Here is a 15,547-nt window from a genome sequence, read left to right as displayed (position 1 = left end):
TTTCTTTATATATTCTCTTTTACATTAAAAATAATTGCAAGACAGATTACTGCATAAGATATAAACGTACGGAAATATTCTCCGATTGCAACGCTTGAGAACAGTGTCTGCCCAGCAAGTGGCGATACAATAAACAGAAAATGGAACAAAAATAATCCTAAAAACACATTGCGGATATTCGCATTTTTTATTCCGGCTCCACCAGCCAGAATTGCCGCACTTGAGAAAATCTCACGATTGCTTTGCGCGGTATACACGCTCAACATTCCAACATTCTGTAAATACATGATCTGTCCGTAAGCCGCAAGCACCGTAGAAATAATAATTGCGATGATTCTCATTTTATTCACATCGATGCCAAGGCTCTGCGACTTATCCATACTTTCACCGACAGCTTTCATATTAATACCGAGCTTGCTTCGAAGCAAGTAAAATATGAACAGACTGACTACTGTGATGATCACAAGATTCAACACCGAGCATTTAATCCCCCATATTTCAAATTTCAAACAATCATCGATAATGCCACTCAGACTTTCCAGGTTTACAACATGCTGAATTCCCAGTCCGGATTTTAAAAGCAATTTTTCATTTGTAGCAGGAATGATCGTTCCAAATCCGACCATAAAGATTAACTGATAGATACTGATTCCGATATATCCGATAATGATGGAAGTAATCATCTCTCGCCCTTTTACACGGTTTAAGATTGCTCCGATCACATAACCAAATGCGACAGCAAGGATTGTAGAAAGAAGTACAACCGCTAAAAGTGCCGGATATCCTTCCAGTCCATAATTTAATACAAAAAGAATGGCTGTCTGTGCTGCCAGTGCACCAATGCTGATGGCAAAGTTAAGTCCCAAACCGGCTATGATCGGAACGATCAGTGACAATACCATCACGCTGTTTCGCAAAATTCTTGTTACTACTTCAGACATAACAAAATTAAGCGACATTCCTGACACAATATATCCTATGACAGACAGGATAATGAATAACAATGGAATTCGATTTGATTTAAGCTTTTTCAACATTCTTCTCCTTTTTTGTTTCTTTAAACATTGCAAATAAGATAATGACATTTGTCAAAATAGATCTTGTGATCTCTGTAAGCTCTGTCGCAACCAGCTCATTTGCAAGAGGCACACTAAACACTAAAATCCCGTGAAAAATCAATGTACCTACAATCACGTTTAAAATATTTCCATTATGTTCCGTACAGCCTCCGATAAGAAGCGCAGATGCTGCAGAAAAGGCGATTGCTTTCGGTGCATTATAAAGTTCCAGATATCCATAGCTTTGTGAATAGAAACAGATACCTACACCTGCAATGATCGTTGATAAAACGATTGCCGTCATCTTAATCTTATTCGATTGCAGCCCCATAATCTCGCAATAGGCTTCATTTTCACCGAGGGCAAGCATATTTTGACCGATATTACTTTTAAAAATAATATAGATGATCACGCACACGATAAAAAAGCAAAGGAGATATCCTACCGGAATCATTATTCCACCTATTTTTATCTGGAAAATTTTTTCAATGATTTTGTCAAAATATCCTTCCAGCCCAATCTTTGGACGCATTCCTTTTCCTGCGATTGGAAATACCATGACCGGATTGTCAAATGGAATAGTCACCCATAAAATACAGGACAGCGGAATGATTGATAAACCTAAAAAATTTCCTGTGATCTCCTCTGTTCCACTTGCCTTTATTAAAATGCGTCCATAAATTCTTCCGAACACAAAACTAATAAGAATTGTAAGGAGAAGCACGCATAAAAATCCTTTCACACCAGTGATTTCAAAGTTCATAACCGTGCTGATACTAATAAGACCGGCTATGATCCCGACTGGCATTCCGAAGTTAAATCCCATTCCGGCATTCAGCATCGGAAGAAGTGATAATACAAACACACCGTTCATAGGAAGTCGGATCAGCATATCCGTAAGCAGCGGGCGGATTGGAATTCCCATGTAACAGGAAACAGCGATCATGACAAGCAAAAAGATCAGCAATACATTTTTTTGTAATTTAAACTTTTTCATAGCTGTCCTCCTCTCTCATTTTTGAAAAAGCTCTCGCAAACTGTTCTGCATCTGCATCGTGTTTTAAAACATCTACAAGTTCCCCCTCATAAAATACGCAGATGCGATCACATATTTTTTTCATCTCTTCAATATCTCCGGATGCGAGAATGATCGTAGTCCCTGCTCTTTTATTCAAATCTGCGAGCAATTTTAAAATATTGTCTTTTGATTTGATATCAATCCCTCTCGTCGGTTCATTAATAAATAATACGTCCGGATCCATTAAAATCGCACGTGCCAACGCTACTTTTTGCTGGTTTCCACCGCTCAATTCACAGATTGGCTGTCGGATTGACTCACATACTACGTCATATTTCGTTACTACTGTTTCTGCCTGATTTTTCTCTTTATTTTTATCATAAAATTTAATTTTATTTCCGATAGACAGACGATTTAACTTATCAGAGAAATTCTTCAAATAGAAATTGATATTCTCTGCTACTGATTTGTCCAAAAGAAGTCCATTTTTTCTTCTCTCTTCTGTGACAAACACAATACCTGATTCAATCGCTTCCGCTGTTTTATTAATTTTTATTTCCTTCTCATCTTTGTAAAATGTGAAATCTCCGGCAATTTTATCTGCTCTTAACGTGCCATATGCCAGTGCATTTTTCCCATGTCCGTTCATTCCGGTAAGACCGATGATCTCTGACTGATATATGTCAAAGTTCAGATTTTTTATCGGTTCGTTTTTTCGTGCAACATAAAAATCTTTATACGTCAGCACTACTTTTTCCTGCTTTGCTTCTTTTTCCTTAAAACGCTCTACAAATGCGTAATTATATCCGATAATCTCTTCCGCTATTTTTTCGCGGCTGAATTCTTCTTTTTTGTCACTTAGATAAACCGGATCTCCGTCCCTTAATACGAGGATTGTATCCGAAACTGCGATGATCTCTTCAATTCGGTGTGACACTAAAATAATAGTTAATCCTTCATCTGCCAGTTTTTTCAACTGTTCCAGAAGCTTGTTAGAGTCTTTTTCATTCAATGTAGCTGTCGGCTCATCCAGCATTAATAATTTTGTATCTTCATTGGCGATCGAGCGGGCGATTTCTACAAACTGCTTATTATTAATCGGAAGTTCACAGATTTTCATCTCCACATCCAGATCAAGCCCTAATCTTGCCAGGATCTCTTTTGCTTTTCTTTTATTCTCTTCTGTATAGAAATTCTTCATGCTTCCTTTTATCTCACGATAGGAATTCATTACATAATTAGGCAATGCTATATTTTCCCATATACTTAAATCTTCTAACAGACTGAATTCCTGGTGCACCATACAAATCCCGTAGCTCTGGCTTTCTACCGTTGATGTGATCTTTACTTTTTGTCCATCTATGAAAACATCACCTTCGTAACCACCTGTCTCGTCAATAATATGGTCACCGGAAATAATATTAAGCATTGTACTTTTCCCGGATCCATTAACTCCCATAAGTCCTAAGATCTGCCCTTTTTTCAACTCTATATTCACATTTCGTAAAACGGAGTTACCACTAAATTTCTTTCCCAAATTGTTTAATTTTAAAACTGTATTTTCCATCGTCATTCCCACTTATAAAAGATAGCTGTGGCACGACTGTGTCACAGCTAGTCTTTTTCATTATATTTTAGTAATAAATTGAATCCATAATGTAAAGGAGATAGTTGTCATATTTACCATCAAGTTTTTCCATTTCGACTGATACACCTGTTACGTCTTTTGCGATTTTTCCTAATGCATCAATATCTGTTAATTTGATGTCGCCTTTCAAGGCCTGGATTGCTACTTCTGTCGCAAATTCCGGCTGGAACGCTTCCATAGAAATTGGCCATGTAGACAGTCTTCCTGTAACACCATTCTTCTTTGCAACATCGCTGATCATCTTGTTGATTGCATCGTAATCACCTGCAATGTCTTTTGTGATCTTAAGGTTCATACCTGCCGGATATCCCTGTGTAGGTGTCGGGCAACACTGCTCAGCTACGATATATTTGTATTTTAATTCCAGCCCGATTACGAAATCCTGTGTCGGACAGTATGTACTGAAGATACAAGTATCTTTTCCATATTTTTTGATCTCTTTTGGAATATCTTCTTTGATGAACTGATTTGTTGCACCGTCAGATGTTACGTATGGGTCTGGCATTGTTACATCGATGAAGTCCATACCAAGCTTCTTCGCTGTCTTTTTCATCGTCTCTCTTCTCTGTGCAATTTCTTCCATCTTAAGATGTGTCGGGAAAGAATAGTGGATAATTCTCTCAGCACCCATCTTTTTCGCTTTCTCTGCAATTACCTGCCCACGTTTGTTCCAATTTGCATCGATACATAAATCAATGACATCCGCCATCTCATATGGATCATCCCATACAGGTGCAGTGATCACTTTCAAGTCCGGATTTTCTTTTTTTGCCATTTTGATTGCCGGTAAAATACCAGAATCACCATAGCAGATAACAAGTGCCTTGAAAGATGGATCCTTTGCAACATTCATGATCTGAGTGATTCCCGTCTCCTGCTCTGCTGCAAAGTCATCTGGCAATGTCAGATGCTCAACAACGCCCGGATACTTCTCAGCCATCTTCTCACCGGATCTGTACTGATCTTCACTCCAGGAAAGTGTCGGTGTCAACACACATACTTTTCCATCAATTTTCTTGTCTTCCTTTTTTGCTGTTCCTTGTTTGCCACATGCTGCTACTGAAAACATCATCACGCAAATCATCAGAACTGCAACCAGTCTTTTCATCTTTTTCATTTTCGTCTTTCTCCTCTTTTCCCCATTTTTTTACGCATTAAATCTGTTTTTGCGCAAAATAAAATCATTAATATATCTTCCAAATATTAATAACTTTATCCTACTATCATAGTAGCACCAATATGCTGTTTTTTCTAATTGAAGTTCTATATAACTGCGTTTACTTATAGTTTTTTTCTATTTTCTTTCTCAAAGAAAACTTCCGGCTCTTCAAAGGCTGCCTCTTCACCTGTCGCAATCACGTGAAGGTCATACCTCCGATATTCATTCGATTATACGGAGATTGTAATGAAACAGATAAAGTCCGTTGCCGCTTCCTCACGGGCATTCGGTCTGCCCATCCTCGGAGCCGAGGCAGAGAAGGCGTCCTCCGCACTCAGCTCCAGCTCATCAAGAAAGTTCACGCCCTTGTCGGCTACCTCAAAGAGAATAGCCGAGCCCATCGGTGCAAGATTGCTCTTGACCTGCACCAGATAACGCTCGGCGGGGTTTTGCTTATTTGCCGTGCGTGTGACAGCAAGAATGCTTCTCGCTGCACCGGCAATGTCGATAGAGCCGTTGGTGCGATAGAGGGGGCTTGTATCCTTCGCCTTGTTCATATGGGCGATGATAACGATGGCGCAGCCGGTGTCCTTGGCAGCGGCAATCAGGTGGTTGAACTCAGCTCTTGTTTCGTTGGCGTTGTTCATCGAGCAGGTGTCACCGATATACGAACTCATCGGGTCGAGAATCAGCAGCTTGGCGTGGTACTTCTCCACAGCTTCACGGATACGGTCGTCTCCAAAGGTCAGGCTCTTTTCGTCCTCCTTGATGAAGATGAGCCTGTCTCCATCACCACCTGCCGAATTAAATCTCGGCACAACGGTATCGTCTGCATCGTCCTCGGTGGTCTGATAGATAACTGTCATCGGCTCGGTATGTTCCTCCTCATCTGCAAAGGGAAGCGGCTCTCCCTTGGAAAGCAAAGCGGCAAGGGAAAGCATTAGCTTACTCTTGCCGTCGCCCGGATCGCCTTGCAGAAGCGTGACCTTGCCGAAGGGAATATACGGATACCACAGCCAGCGCACCTCTTTCGGGATAATCTCGCTCGCCTTGATGATTTCCAGCTTTGCGGAAATGTTGTTCAGATAGTCTGTCATTGTCTTGTTCTCCTTTTCGATAGATAGTGTGGGCAGTGAATAACGGCGGCACGGAAGCTCTGCTTGCAGCTCCTTTCGCATTTCCTGCAAAGCTCGTTGTATTTCTTCCGTCCACGCTCGTCAAGAAAGAACGCCCATTCTCTCTTGAGATATTTCGGCATACGGGGTATAGGGGCCACCTCCTTTTCACTGCCGAATTGCCGATTTGCTCCCGAAACACAGAAACGCCCAAAACCGTTTCCCGCTGTATAGTTTCGGGGCGATTTTGGGCGTTTTCTTTCGATATGAGCGGCTTTCAACCGGCAGGGGTATTGCTTACCATCTGCCGCAAAAGCGCGCTGTTTGTCGCTTCCGGGTAACAAAAAAACGCCGTATCGCTACGACGCTTTTGTCTTGCTCGGAAGATAGAGCAAGGGAACGCTATTCAATTATTTGTTATACTTTTTCTTTCTGCTGATAACAGTTGTGAGGATTATCACACCGCCGCTGACAAAGAGCAGCGCGATCCACAGGAACATATTGCTGTTGTCGCCGGTCTGAGGCGAGGTAGTTGCATTACTGCTCGGTTTATTGTTATTACCAGTGCTACCGCCAGCGCTTGTATTGTTATCACTCGGAAGCTTTGCCGTTACAGTTTGCTCCTTGGTGATTTCCTGTGTTGCTTTGGCATCCTTGTAATATTTGCCGCATCCTTCGCAATACCAGTATTCGATATTGCCTTCAGAAGTCTTGGTTGCCGCTTTTGCTTCAATGTGCTTCAAGTCGGTATGGTTATTTGCGTCGAGTTCGCCGTAGCTTTCGCCGCAGACCGCGCACTTTGCCTTATCCTTGCAGGTGGCCGTGCCGCCGGTGTGTTCACTCAGCGTTTTGCCACAAAGGTCGCACTTGTGATCCTTATTGGTATCGGCGCACTTGCTCAGAATCTTGCCGCAAACATCGCATTTGTGATCTTTGTTACCATCCGCATGGTTGTTCACATCGGTTTTCTCGCCGCAGGCACACTCCTTCCAATGGGTTTCATCATCAGCTTTATACGTATCTGAATATTTGTGGCTGATAACGAGCTGATAGCTCGTTTCAGCAGCGGCATAAATATCCGTTTGAGCAGCGTGAATCGTAATTGTCACCGTACCCGGCTTATTTACCGTGATTACACCGGTTGCTGAATCCACCGAAGCAATTTCGGGATCGCTGCTCTCGTAACTCAAAGTACCCTGTGGGTTGCTGACATGGCGAGGCTGCAGCACTTCCTTGCAAGAAGCCGTGCGGTCTGCGGTGTCCATTATGAGATTCTGCTTCAGCCGCTCAATTTTCGGATACTCTACCGTAAATGTAAAGGTCTTTCCATCGCCGCTGATGCCCTGACCGTCCTCCACTCTACAAGTAACCTTGTCATTCTTTGCTCCATTGTCAAAGGTGGGATATGTGGTCATATCTGTCCAGGAGTAAACCTGCAACTTGTTTACATCAAAACTGTTATCGAAGAAATAGAAGTCATTTGCTTTCAGTGTTACGGTCAGTTTCGGTATCTCGTCAGCACTCCAGCTTGTACTGGCATTTCCGCTCCATGCCGCATCGAAGGTACTTATCTCAAAGTCAAATCCAGCCAACCTGACATCGGCAGGATTATTTGGCACATGCTTGATTTGCGGCTCATAGCCAACAGCAATCTTGCCATTTTCAGATGTAATACGCTGCGCCAGGCACAGATAATTTCCGTTATACTGCGCGCTGAACACAACGCCATACACACCGCTTGTGTCAGATAATGCAAAGCTGGTTGCTGCTATCGAATTAGGAACCTCTAACAGCTTATCTCCGGCTTTGGCGTTTTCAAAAGGAACCAGCTTGACCGGCGTTCCTGCAGTAACCGTGCCACTGATAAGGCTGGGAGCATTCTTTTTGCAGCTGATGGTGCAATCACCCTCGGCGGCAAAATTCTTTGTATTGAATTGACCACTGAATGTAGAAGACTTCATGGAGAGTGACTCAGACGCACTGATGTTGCCGCTGAGCTGGCTGTTTTCCATGGTAATATTAGAAATATCACCCGAACCGATGGAAAGGCTGCCGGTGCAGTTCGTGAAAATCAGCGAACCGGTGCCCTGCGTGTCTCTACAGAAGTTGGAATCCGAAAAATTCAGATTTTTCAGTGTGACGGTGACGCCATCCGACACATAATTGGGAGATGAAGATGTCAGCGTAAAAGCGTTTCCATCTTCGCACTTGACCGTAACGCTCTTGCTGAAAGCGATCAGACCTCTGTAATCGCTCAGCAGAACGATCTGGCCGCCGTCGGTGATCTTATCCAGTGCTTTAGCTATGCTTTTCACAGGCTGTGCCGCAGTATCACCCAGATTGGAATTATTGCCGTTGTTTTGGTCGACATAGACGGTATCCAGCAGCTTCTGCGTCACCGTACCTCGCGCGTCCAGACTGCCCATAGTTCCGTTAGATGTACACATCACATAGGGCGTTTTCATAGAAAGACTCAGTTTTAGTGCGCCGGTCTCCGTTAATGTCGGCGTTGCGGCATTGTCATATAGTGGGAAGTCGCTGCTGTTTTTCCATGTGAATTTAAAGACATCAGCAGGATTCACGCCATCAATCAGATTGCTGAATGTAACGTTGATGGTATCGCCGGTCTGCATAGTATCGGGCAACGCCGCTGTGACCGCTTGGGAAATATCCTTCACAATATTGATGCGGCAGCCATCCAACATTGTTTCAGGGACGCAGCCATAGTCTACATAGGTGGAAGGGTCACCCCATGAATCCTTGCCACCAATCAGCTTGCCTTTGCCGGTAGTCGTTGCTGTCCAGGAGCATTTCTTACTGCTGTTTACCTGAATTGTACCATTGTTTATAATCGTACCAGACACTGTCGTTTGATAATTATTCAATGTGAGTGTCACACCGTCATCCACTTGAACGGGCTTGGTTGCGTTCAGCGGATCATTATAAGTCATATCGGCGCTGATACGAATTTCTGTGACACTTGCATTGTTCAGTGCATCATTCAATTCTTCCTTTGAGCGGACGTTTGCAACACTGTCTGCTGCCCAAACGGACACAGGCAGAAGTGTTAGCGCCAGACACAGCATCATCAGAATACTCAATACTCTTTTCTTCATTTGTTTACCTCCCTATAAGGTTTCTCTGCTCTTATCTGTTTTGTTACTTGTCGTAATCTGTATCATCCCTTCCTTTTCGCAAGCTGCATCAGTCCTTTTTTCGCCGCCTCTATCTGCGGCAGGAACAGCGCCCGCTCATTAAAAATCATATAGTTGTTCAGCGCCAGAATAGACAGGTGGACATACGGTTCTACTTCCGCTGCGGTGCAGCCGAGAATCTCGGCAATTTTTTTCGTATAATAAGGGTAGCGACCTGCAAGCTGTACAAGGTATGGCTTGACTTTGTTTCCGTATTCCTGCGACACACATACGCTGACCAGAAAACGCATAACCGGAGACAGTTCATCCGCAAGAGTGCCGAGATGGTCCATCATATTGGCAATATCTTTGATATCTTCAAAGGCAATGCTGAACGCACCCTGCTCAATGCGAGAAATTGCTTCTTCGACACAGGCCAGAACCATCTCTTCTTTTGTGTCAAAATAGTAATAGATCCCGCCGTTTTGCAGATTGTTTGCATTGCAGAGATCTGTGGTGGTCGTTACCGTCAGCCCTTTTTCAACAAAGCAGTCAAGGCATATACCGATGATTTCCTTCGTCCTCTCAGCTTTCTTTGATATGTTCAAGCTCAAATACTCCTTTCCCGCCGAATATACTGCATCATAGTAAAGTATAGCACACCCCTCCTGAAAATCAAGTATCTTCTTGAAAAATAATATAAATTCAACATAAAATCTTTTGAGCTTCTTCGACTGTACACAGAACTTTATGACTTCTTGATTACTTCCCGAAAGTAAAAGCCGCCGTCGCTTGACAGCAGCCTTTCGGTAGATATTTGTTATGTGTAAATCAAATCGCTTGAAACAATCTCCATAGCGTCATTGCAGATGCTGTTCATCCTCTGCACCCACAGCAGTTGGTTTTCTGCTTTGATGGCTTCCGTTACGCCCTCCTTTTCGGCAAGTTGTTTTACCAGCCGAGAGAACATTTTCTCTGCTTGCTCGTTTAGGTCGGCAAGGTAATCGTTCAGCTTTCCGCTTATCAGCAGTTCGGAATAGAGTACCTTGCGGTGCTGTTTCAGATACCGCAAATGCCGCTTTCCCCATATCCCGATTGGTCTGCTCTCCGGCTCGTCCTCTCCGGCAATCAGATAGTAGTCCCCGGCAAGCTCATAACGCAAGCCTGTCCTTTCTCTGCTTTTCGGTTGCACTGTTCGGGGTGGTATTGGAGGGTGTATGCCGATGGAATCAGCACCTTTTCCTCCGTAAGCTGTCTTGCGATTGCCGGAGGCGTCAAGCCCTCTGCCGCAAGCTCAAAGATGTGTTTTACCACCTGAGAAGCAACAGGATCGACCACTAAGGTCTGCTTATCTTCGGGCAGTCGATTGTAGCCGTAGGGAATGCTGCCGGAGCAGCGTTTACCATCGCTCATACGGGACAGAAAGATGGACTTTATCTTGTTGCTGGTGTCCTTGGCGTACCACTCGTTCATTATGTTGAGGAATGCCAGAATATTCAACTGCTTCATCAATCGTCAAATTAGACTTATGCCATATCGGCACATCATATTTTTTTCGGATAATCTTTTCTGTATCTGCCATTACGGAAGCACCTCCTTGTTTTTTTCTGCCCTTATGATAATTAAAAAATGGCGATGAGCCTATTATGCGAACCGACCCATCGCACATTTTACAAATCAGCTATATCGAATACGCATTATCAAGATATTCGTCCAGTTTTCTTCTTTTAATCAGTCGCTTACTTCCATTCCAAAGAACAAAAGGGCAAAACTCCGAGTCGGACATTTCTCTTAATTTTCTTGAGCCAATACCACAATAAGCTGCGGCTTCTTCTACTGTAAGATTGGACTTCTTCCAGATAGGAATAATGATTTTATTTTCTGTCATTGCTTCCCCTCTTTTCTTTGATGAATATCTGTCGGTAACAACATAATCCCAACCATCTCCATCACACTTATCACATCTGTCTTTTCGCTTTGCAAATGGGTCAAGTCGCCTTACAATATAGTCCGGATTGTGGATGTAATCATTCAGGCACTTCGGGCATAGACAACGAATATTTTCTTTCCCCTCCGGCTTGTAAACCCAAAGTCCAAAAGTCTTTTTCAAAGTTGCGTTTATCTGCCTGAAAAGTTTATCGTCATCTACCGTACCTATGTATTCACGCAAATCCTCTCTATTGACTGTCCGTATCTGCTCCAGAAGAACAGTAAGTTTGTTACCATTCACTGAAAAGCTCACTCCACTGATACTTGCCTTGAAATTATATTTGGACAGCACATTATTGGACCTGTTCTATTGATGGTTCTGCTCTTTACAGTGGCTATCCATTCGTGTCCTAATTTACATTTCCATATCACTTTCTTGTGTGAGCCGATAGATACCTCTGTCGGTTCGATTTCATTTTCCTCTGACCACTCTGAAGCTAATTCCGGCTTCAATGTACTTAAATCGTTAATGCCTGCAACTACTCTTGCACCGGAGCATATCGGGCATTTCTCGCCGTTGGAACGAGCCTTTACGCTTGTTTCCCATTCGTGACCGCAAGCACCTTTCCACCATACTTTCTTATTCGAGCCGAAAGTTATACTGTCCGGTGTCAGTGGTAAATTCTTTTCTGACCACTCTGCAATCAATTCTGGATGTACTGCCGCTAAGCTGTTACTCATATCAAAACCTCCACTTCCTCTGTGATTAAAGTATATGAGGTTTCGGCTTTTTCTTGTAGTTTGCGAATATCCGTAAAAATAGAAAAAGCCCTTTGAGAAAAGATTTCTCCTCTCTCAAAGGGCTTGATAAATGGGAATTTTCAAATTAGTCTTTGCAAATAACCTTTGAACCTTCACCATCAATTACAATTCCCTGACGGTTGTTAATCGGGCATAGATTCAAATCCGAAAACTCAGTCATTATTTTCTCGGTAACTTTCTTAAATGGTGCTGTAAGATAATGCGGAAGAACATAGAAATCAATCAAATCAAGCCCTGCATCATCTTCTTGTGAGTAGTCCTCTGGCTTTTCATCCATTTGCTCGATATATTGGATGCTTGGAGCGCATATAATTGCGCCTGCCGACTCGCCGATCATCAATTTTCCATTTGCCAATTCCTTTTTCAGTAGCCCATCAGTTCCCGTTTTACGGAGCTGGTCCATAAGAAAGAAAGAATTTCCGCCGGTAAAATATATCACATCTGCTTCTTCAAAAACAGACTGTATCGTTGAATAAGCCTCCGTTGAAATATCAATTTCAGTTACGATTGCTCCCAACTTTTTGAATAATTTTCGAGCCGAGCCGACATAACCGGTGTAGCCTTCACGCAGTGAAGCTGTTGGAATAAATGCGACTTTCTTATTTTCAATTTCTTCCTTTATCAGACTTCCCACGCTTGAAAAGTGCGAACATAAAAATAGTTTCATCAATATTCTCCTTTATAAATACCAATTTATCTTTTTCTTTCTGAAAATGGGCAATCCCGATTGGGACTGCCCATTCATCTTGAAAATTATGCGATTTTTAAGGCTCTGCACCGTTTCAAGCACCATTTGGTGTAAATTTGGTGTATTTGTGTATTTTCAGAGCTTTTTCACAAATGAAATACATCCCGTTTTGTAAGGTAAAACGGTACTTCTTAATAAAGCTTTGCACCTGCCGGAATGTGGTTATCAACCATCAGAAGATGAAGTTTTTCTTCGCCCTCTTCCTCATGGATTGCACTAAGTAACATTCCACAAGAATCAATTCCCATCATGGCTCTTGGTGGCAGATTTGTGATTGCAATCAGTGTCTTTCCAACTAACTCTTCTGGCTCATAATAAGCGTGAATACCGCTTAAAATGGTTCTGTCTGTGCCTGTTCCGTCATCAAGAGTAAACTGTAACAGCTTCTTTGACTTCGGTACTGCAACGCACTCTTTAACCTTTACTGCACGGAAATCTGACTTGCTGAATGTATCAAAATCAACCATTTCTTCAAACAATGGCTCGACTTTTACCTTAGAAAAATCAATCTTTTCAACCGATTTTTCAGCCTCTGCAGGAGCTGCTTCGGAAGTCTTATTTGCCTTCTTATCAGCGTCCAGTGACTTCATTGTCGGGAACAATAATACGTCACGGATTGCTTCTGCTCCTGTAAGCAGCATACACATACGATCGATACCAAATCCGATACCACCTGTAGGCGGCATACCGATCTCCAGTGCGTTCAGAAAGTCTTCATCTGTTGTGTTTGCTTCCTCGTCACCCTGTGCAAGCAGTTCTTCCTGTGCTTTGAAACGCTCTCTCTGGTCGATTGGATCATTTAACTCAGAGTACGCATTTGCCATCTCCCATCCATTCATGAAGAACTCAAAACGTTCTACATAATTCGGGTCTTCCGGTTTCTTCTTTGTAAGTGGAGAAATCTCGATCGGATGATCCATAACAAATGTTGGCTGTAACAGGTGTTTCTCAGCATACTCCTCAAAGAAGAGGCTTAAGATATCACCTTTCTTATGTCTTGCTTCGTATTCGATATGATGCTCGTCAGCTAACTTCTTCGCATCTTCTTCTGTCTCAACTTCATTCCAGTCGATACCTGCATATTTCTTAACAGCATCGATCATTGTAATTCTTTCAAACGGCTTACCAAGGTCGATCTCGATTCCTTTGTAAACAATCTTAGTTGTTCCGAGAACTTCCTGTGCAACATGACGATACAGGTTCTCTGTCAGATCCATCATTCCATTGTAATCTGTATATGCCTGGTATAACTCCATCAGCGTAAATTCCGGGTTATGTCTTGTGTCCAGGCCTTCATTACGGAATACACGTCCAATCTCATAAACTCTCTCCATACCACCGACAATCAGTCTCTTTAAGTACAGCTCCAGAGAAATACGAAGTTTCAGGTCTTCATTCAGTGCATTGAAATGTGTCTCGAACGGTCTTGCTGCTGCACCACCGGCATTCTGTACCAGCATTGGTGTCTCAACTTCAAGGAATCCCTGGCCATTCAGATAATTTCTGATAGATGCGATAATTTTGGATCTCTTGATAAATGTGTCACGTACTTCCGGGTTCATGATCAGATCCACATATCTCTGACGATAACGTGTATCTGTATTGGTCAGTCCATGGAATTTTTCCGGAAGAATCTGAAGACTCTTAGATAACAGTTTTACAGCAGAGGCATGAATAGAAATCTCTCCTGTTTTTGTTTTGAAGACTTCACCTTCCAGTCCTACGATATCTCCGATATCCATCTTCTTGAAATCTTTGTATTCTTCTTCTCCAATGCTGTCTCTTGCAACATAAGACTGAATGTTTCCACTCTGATCCAGAATGTTACAGAAAGAAGCTTTTCCCATAACACGTTTCTGCATGATACGTCCCGCAAGTGTTACGTGTTTTCCTTCCATCTCTTCATAATTGTCTTTCACATCAGCAGCGTGACATGTCACATCATACTTTGTAATCTCAAATGGATTCTTTCCATTAGCCTGTAAATCGGCGAGTTTCTCTCTGCGGACTTTCTTTAACTGATTTATATCCGGTTCCTGTGTCTTCTTCTGCTCTCCCATTCTTTTCTCCTTCCCTTTTATGCGACTAAACCCCTCAGTCTCTGAGGGGTTGGATTGTCATCTTCTAAATTAGTTTGAGCGACTGATATCCAGTACACGGTACTGCATAATTCCTGCCTGTGTCTCTACTTCTACGACATCGTTCACTGTCTTACCGATCAGAGCATGTCCTACCGGTGACTCATTGGAAATCTTACCTTCCAGACTGTTAGCCTCTGTAGAACCTACAATCTTGAATTCCATCTCTTCATCAAATGTAATATCAAATACTTTTACAGTACATCCAACGTTGATTTTATCATAATCTACTTCATCTTCTACAACAACTTCTGCATTCTTTAAAATGCCTTCCAACTCTTCGATTCTTGCTTCTATGTCTCTCTGCTCATCTTTTGCTGCATCATACTCTGCATTCTCTGACAGGTCTCCCTGCTCTCTTGCCTCTTTGATTTTTCCGGCAACTTCTTTACGTTTTACAACTTTCAGATTCTCAAGCTCGTCTTCCAGCGCCTTCAATCCTGCATAAGTAAGTAATCTCTTCTTTGCTTCCATTATGCTTTTACTCCTTTTCTTTTATACTTGCAACTTTAGTATACATATTCATAAATCTGTTATTTTTATTCATTATTCTGCCTGTTCAGGCACAAATAAAGACACTTTCACAATTTCATTATTATATAGAAAGTTCCTGTTAATGTCAATATTTTTCTTTTCTAATTATATGCTCTTTATATTCAAATTAAAACAGGAATAAACATCCAGCCATGTTTAATATATCTCGTCAATAGGCTGTTGATAATTAATTGTTCCTTTTCTTTTTTCCGTATCTATACTAAGCCTTTCCTTTTCGTTCTGT

General features: G+C 42.3%; 15 protein-coding genes. All 15 read right to left on the bottom strand.

Translation table 11 applies throughout. From position 1 onward, the window contains the following. Positions 1–5 precede the first annotated feature (5 nt). Positions 6–941: an ABC transporter permease subunit gene (locus DXC04_RS04405; RefSeq protein ID WP_158580443.1), complete on the bottom strand. Its 936-nt coding sequence runs from the start codon at positions 939–941 to the stop codon at positions 6–8. A gap of 79 nt (positions 942–1,020) precedes the next feature. Then, positions 1,021–2,055, bottom strand: coding sequence for an ABC transporter permease subunit (locus tag DXC04_RS04400; RefSeq protein WP_118660105.1), 1,035 nt, complete (start codon positions 2,053–2,055; stop codon positions 1,021–1,023). After that, positions 2,042–3,613, bottom strand: a complete 1,572-nt coding sequence (locus DXC04_RS04395) for a sugar ABC transporter ATP-binding protein (RefSeq protein WP_158580442.1) — start codon at positions 3,611–3,613, stop codon at positions 2,042–2,044. The genes DXC04_RS04400 and DXC04_RS04395 overlap by 14 nt, the downstream gene beginning before the upstream one ends. A gap of 97 nt (positions 3,614–3,710) precedes the next feature. After that, positions 3,711–4,841 carry a DUF3798 domain-containing protein gene (locus DXC04_RS04390; protein ID WP_243112098.1) on the bottom strand — a complete coding sequence of 377 codons (1,131 nt, stop codon included), beginning with the start codon at positions 4,839–4,841 and terminating at the stop codon, positions 3,711–3,713. Between the two features lie 272 nt (positions 4,842–5,113). Continuing rightward, the gene (locus tag DXC04_RS04385; protein ID WP_118660101.1) at positions 5,114–5,980 is read right to left on the bottom strand and encodes an AAA family ATPase; all 867 of its coding nucleotides are present in this window, start codon (positions 5,978–5,980) and stop codon (positions 5,114–5,116) included. A gap of 428 nt (positions 5,981–6,408) precedes the next feature. Further along, positions 6,409–9,114, bottom strand: coding sequence for an LPXTG cell wall anchor domain-containing protein (locus tag DXC04_RS04375; protein WP_118660097.1), 2,706 nt, complete (start codon positions 9,112–9,114; stop codon positions 6,409–6,411). A gap of 62 nt (positions 9,115–9,176) precedes the next feature. Beyond that, positions 9,177–9,740, bottom strand: coding sequence for a TetR/AcrR family transcriptional regulator (locus DXC04_RS04370; RefSeq protein WP_158580440.1), 564 nt, complete (start codon positions 9,738–9,740; stop codon positions 9,177–9,179). Between the two features lie 212 nt (positions 9,741–9,952). Continuing rightward, positions 9,953–10,294 carry a TnpV protein gene (locus DXC04_RS04365; RefSeq protein ID WP_243112097.1) on the bottom strand — a complete coding sequence of 114 codons (342 nt, stop codon included), beginning with the start codon at positions 10,292–10,294 and terminating at the stop codon, positions 9,953–9,955. Further along, positions 10,261–10,545, bottom strand: a complete 285-nt coding sequence (locus tag DXC04_RS04360) for a recombinase family protein (protein WP_330426421.1) — start codon at positions 10,543–10,545, stop codon at positions 10,261–10,263. The genes DXC04_RS04365 and DXC04_RS04360 overlap by 34 nt, the downstream gene beginning before the upstream one ends. Next, positions 10,532–10,714: an excisionase gene (locus tag DXC04_RS15845; protein ID WP_243112096.1), complete on the bottom strand. Its 183-nt coding sequence runs from the start codon at positions 10,712–10,714 to the stop codon at positions 10,532–10,534. The genes DXC04_RS04360 and DXC04_RS15845 overlap by 14 nt, the downstream gene beginning before the upstream one ends. A gap of 99 nt (positions 10,715–10,813) precedes the next feature. After that, positions 10,814–11,362 (bottom strand): excisionase, encoded by a 549-nt coding sequence (locus tag DXC04_RS16275; protein ID WP_442873194.1) that lies wholly within the window; start codon positions 11,360–11,362, stop codon positions 10,814–10,816. A gap of 8 nt (positions 11,363–11,370) precedes the next feature. Next, positions 11,371–11,802 carry a zinc-ribbon domain-containing protein gene (locus DXC04_RS04340; protein ID WP_243112095.1) on the bottom strand — a complete coding sequence of 144 codons (432 nt, stop codon included), beginning with the start codon at positions 11,800–11,802 and terminating at the stop codon, positions 11,371–11,373. A gap of 145 nt (positions 11,803–11,947) precedes the next feature. After that, positions 11,948–12,550: a Type 1 glutamine amidotransferase-like domain-containing protein gene (locus DXC04_RS04335; protein WP_055271744.1), complete on the bottom strand. Its 603-nt coding sequence runs from the start codon at positions 12,548–12,550 to the stop codon at positions 11,948–11,950. A 212-nt stretch (positions 12,551–12,762) separates the two neighbouring features. Beyond that, positions 12,763–14,691 (bottom strand): lysine--tRNA ligase, encoded by a 1,929-nt coding sequence (gene lysS, locus DXC04_RS04330; protein ID WP_118660089.1) that lies wholly within the window; start codon positions 14,689–14,691, stop codon positions 12,763–12,765. 69 nt (positions 14,692–14,760) lie between these two features. Next, complete coding sequence (gene greA, locus DXC04_RS04325) at positions 14,761–15,243, bottom strand: transcription elongation factor GreA (RefSeq protein ID WP_021859512.1); 483 nt, start codon at positions 15,241–15,243, stop codon at positions 14,761–14,763. Positions 15,244–15,547: the final 304 nt, after the last annotated feature.

The sequence above is a fragment of the Dorea sp. OM07-5 genome (assembly GCF_003481355.1).
Classification (GTDB): domain Bacteria; phylum Bacillota; class Clostridia; order Lachnospirales; family Lachnospiraceae; genus Dorea_D; species Dorea_D hominis.
The sequence above is the reverse complement of the archived record's forward strand: the minus strand, read 5'-3'. Positions and strand labels throughout refer to the sequence as shown.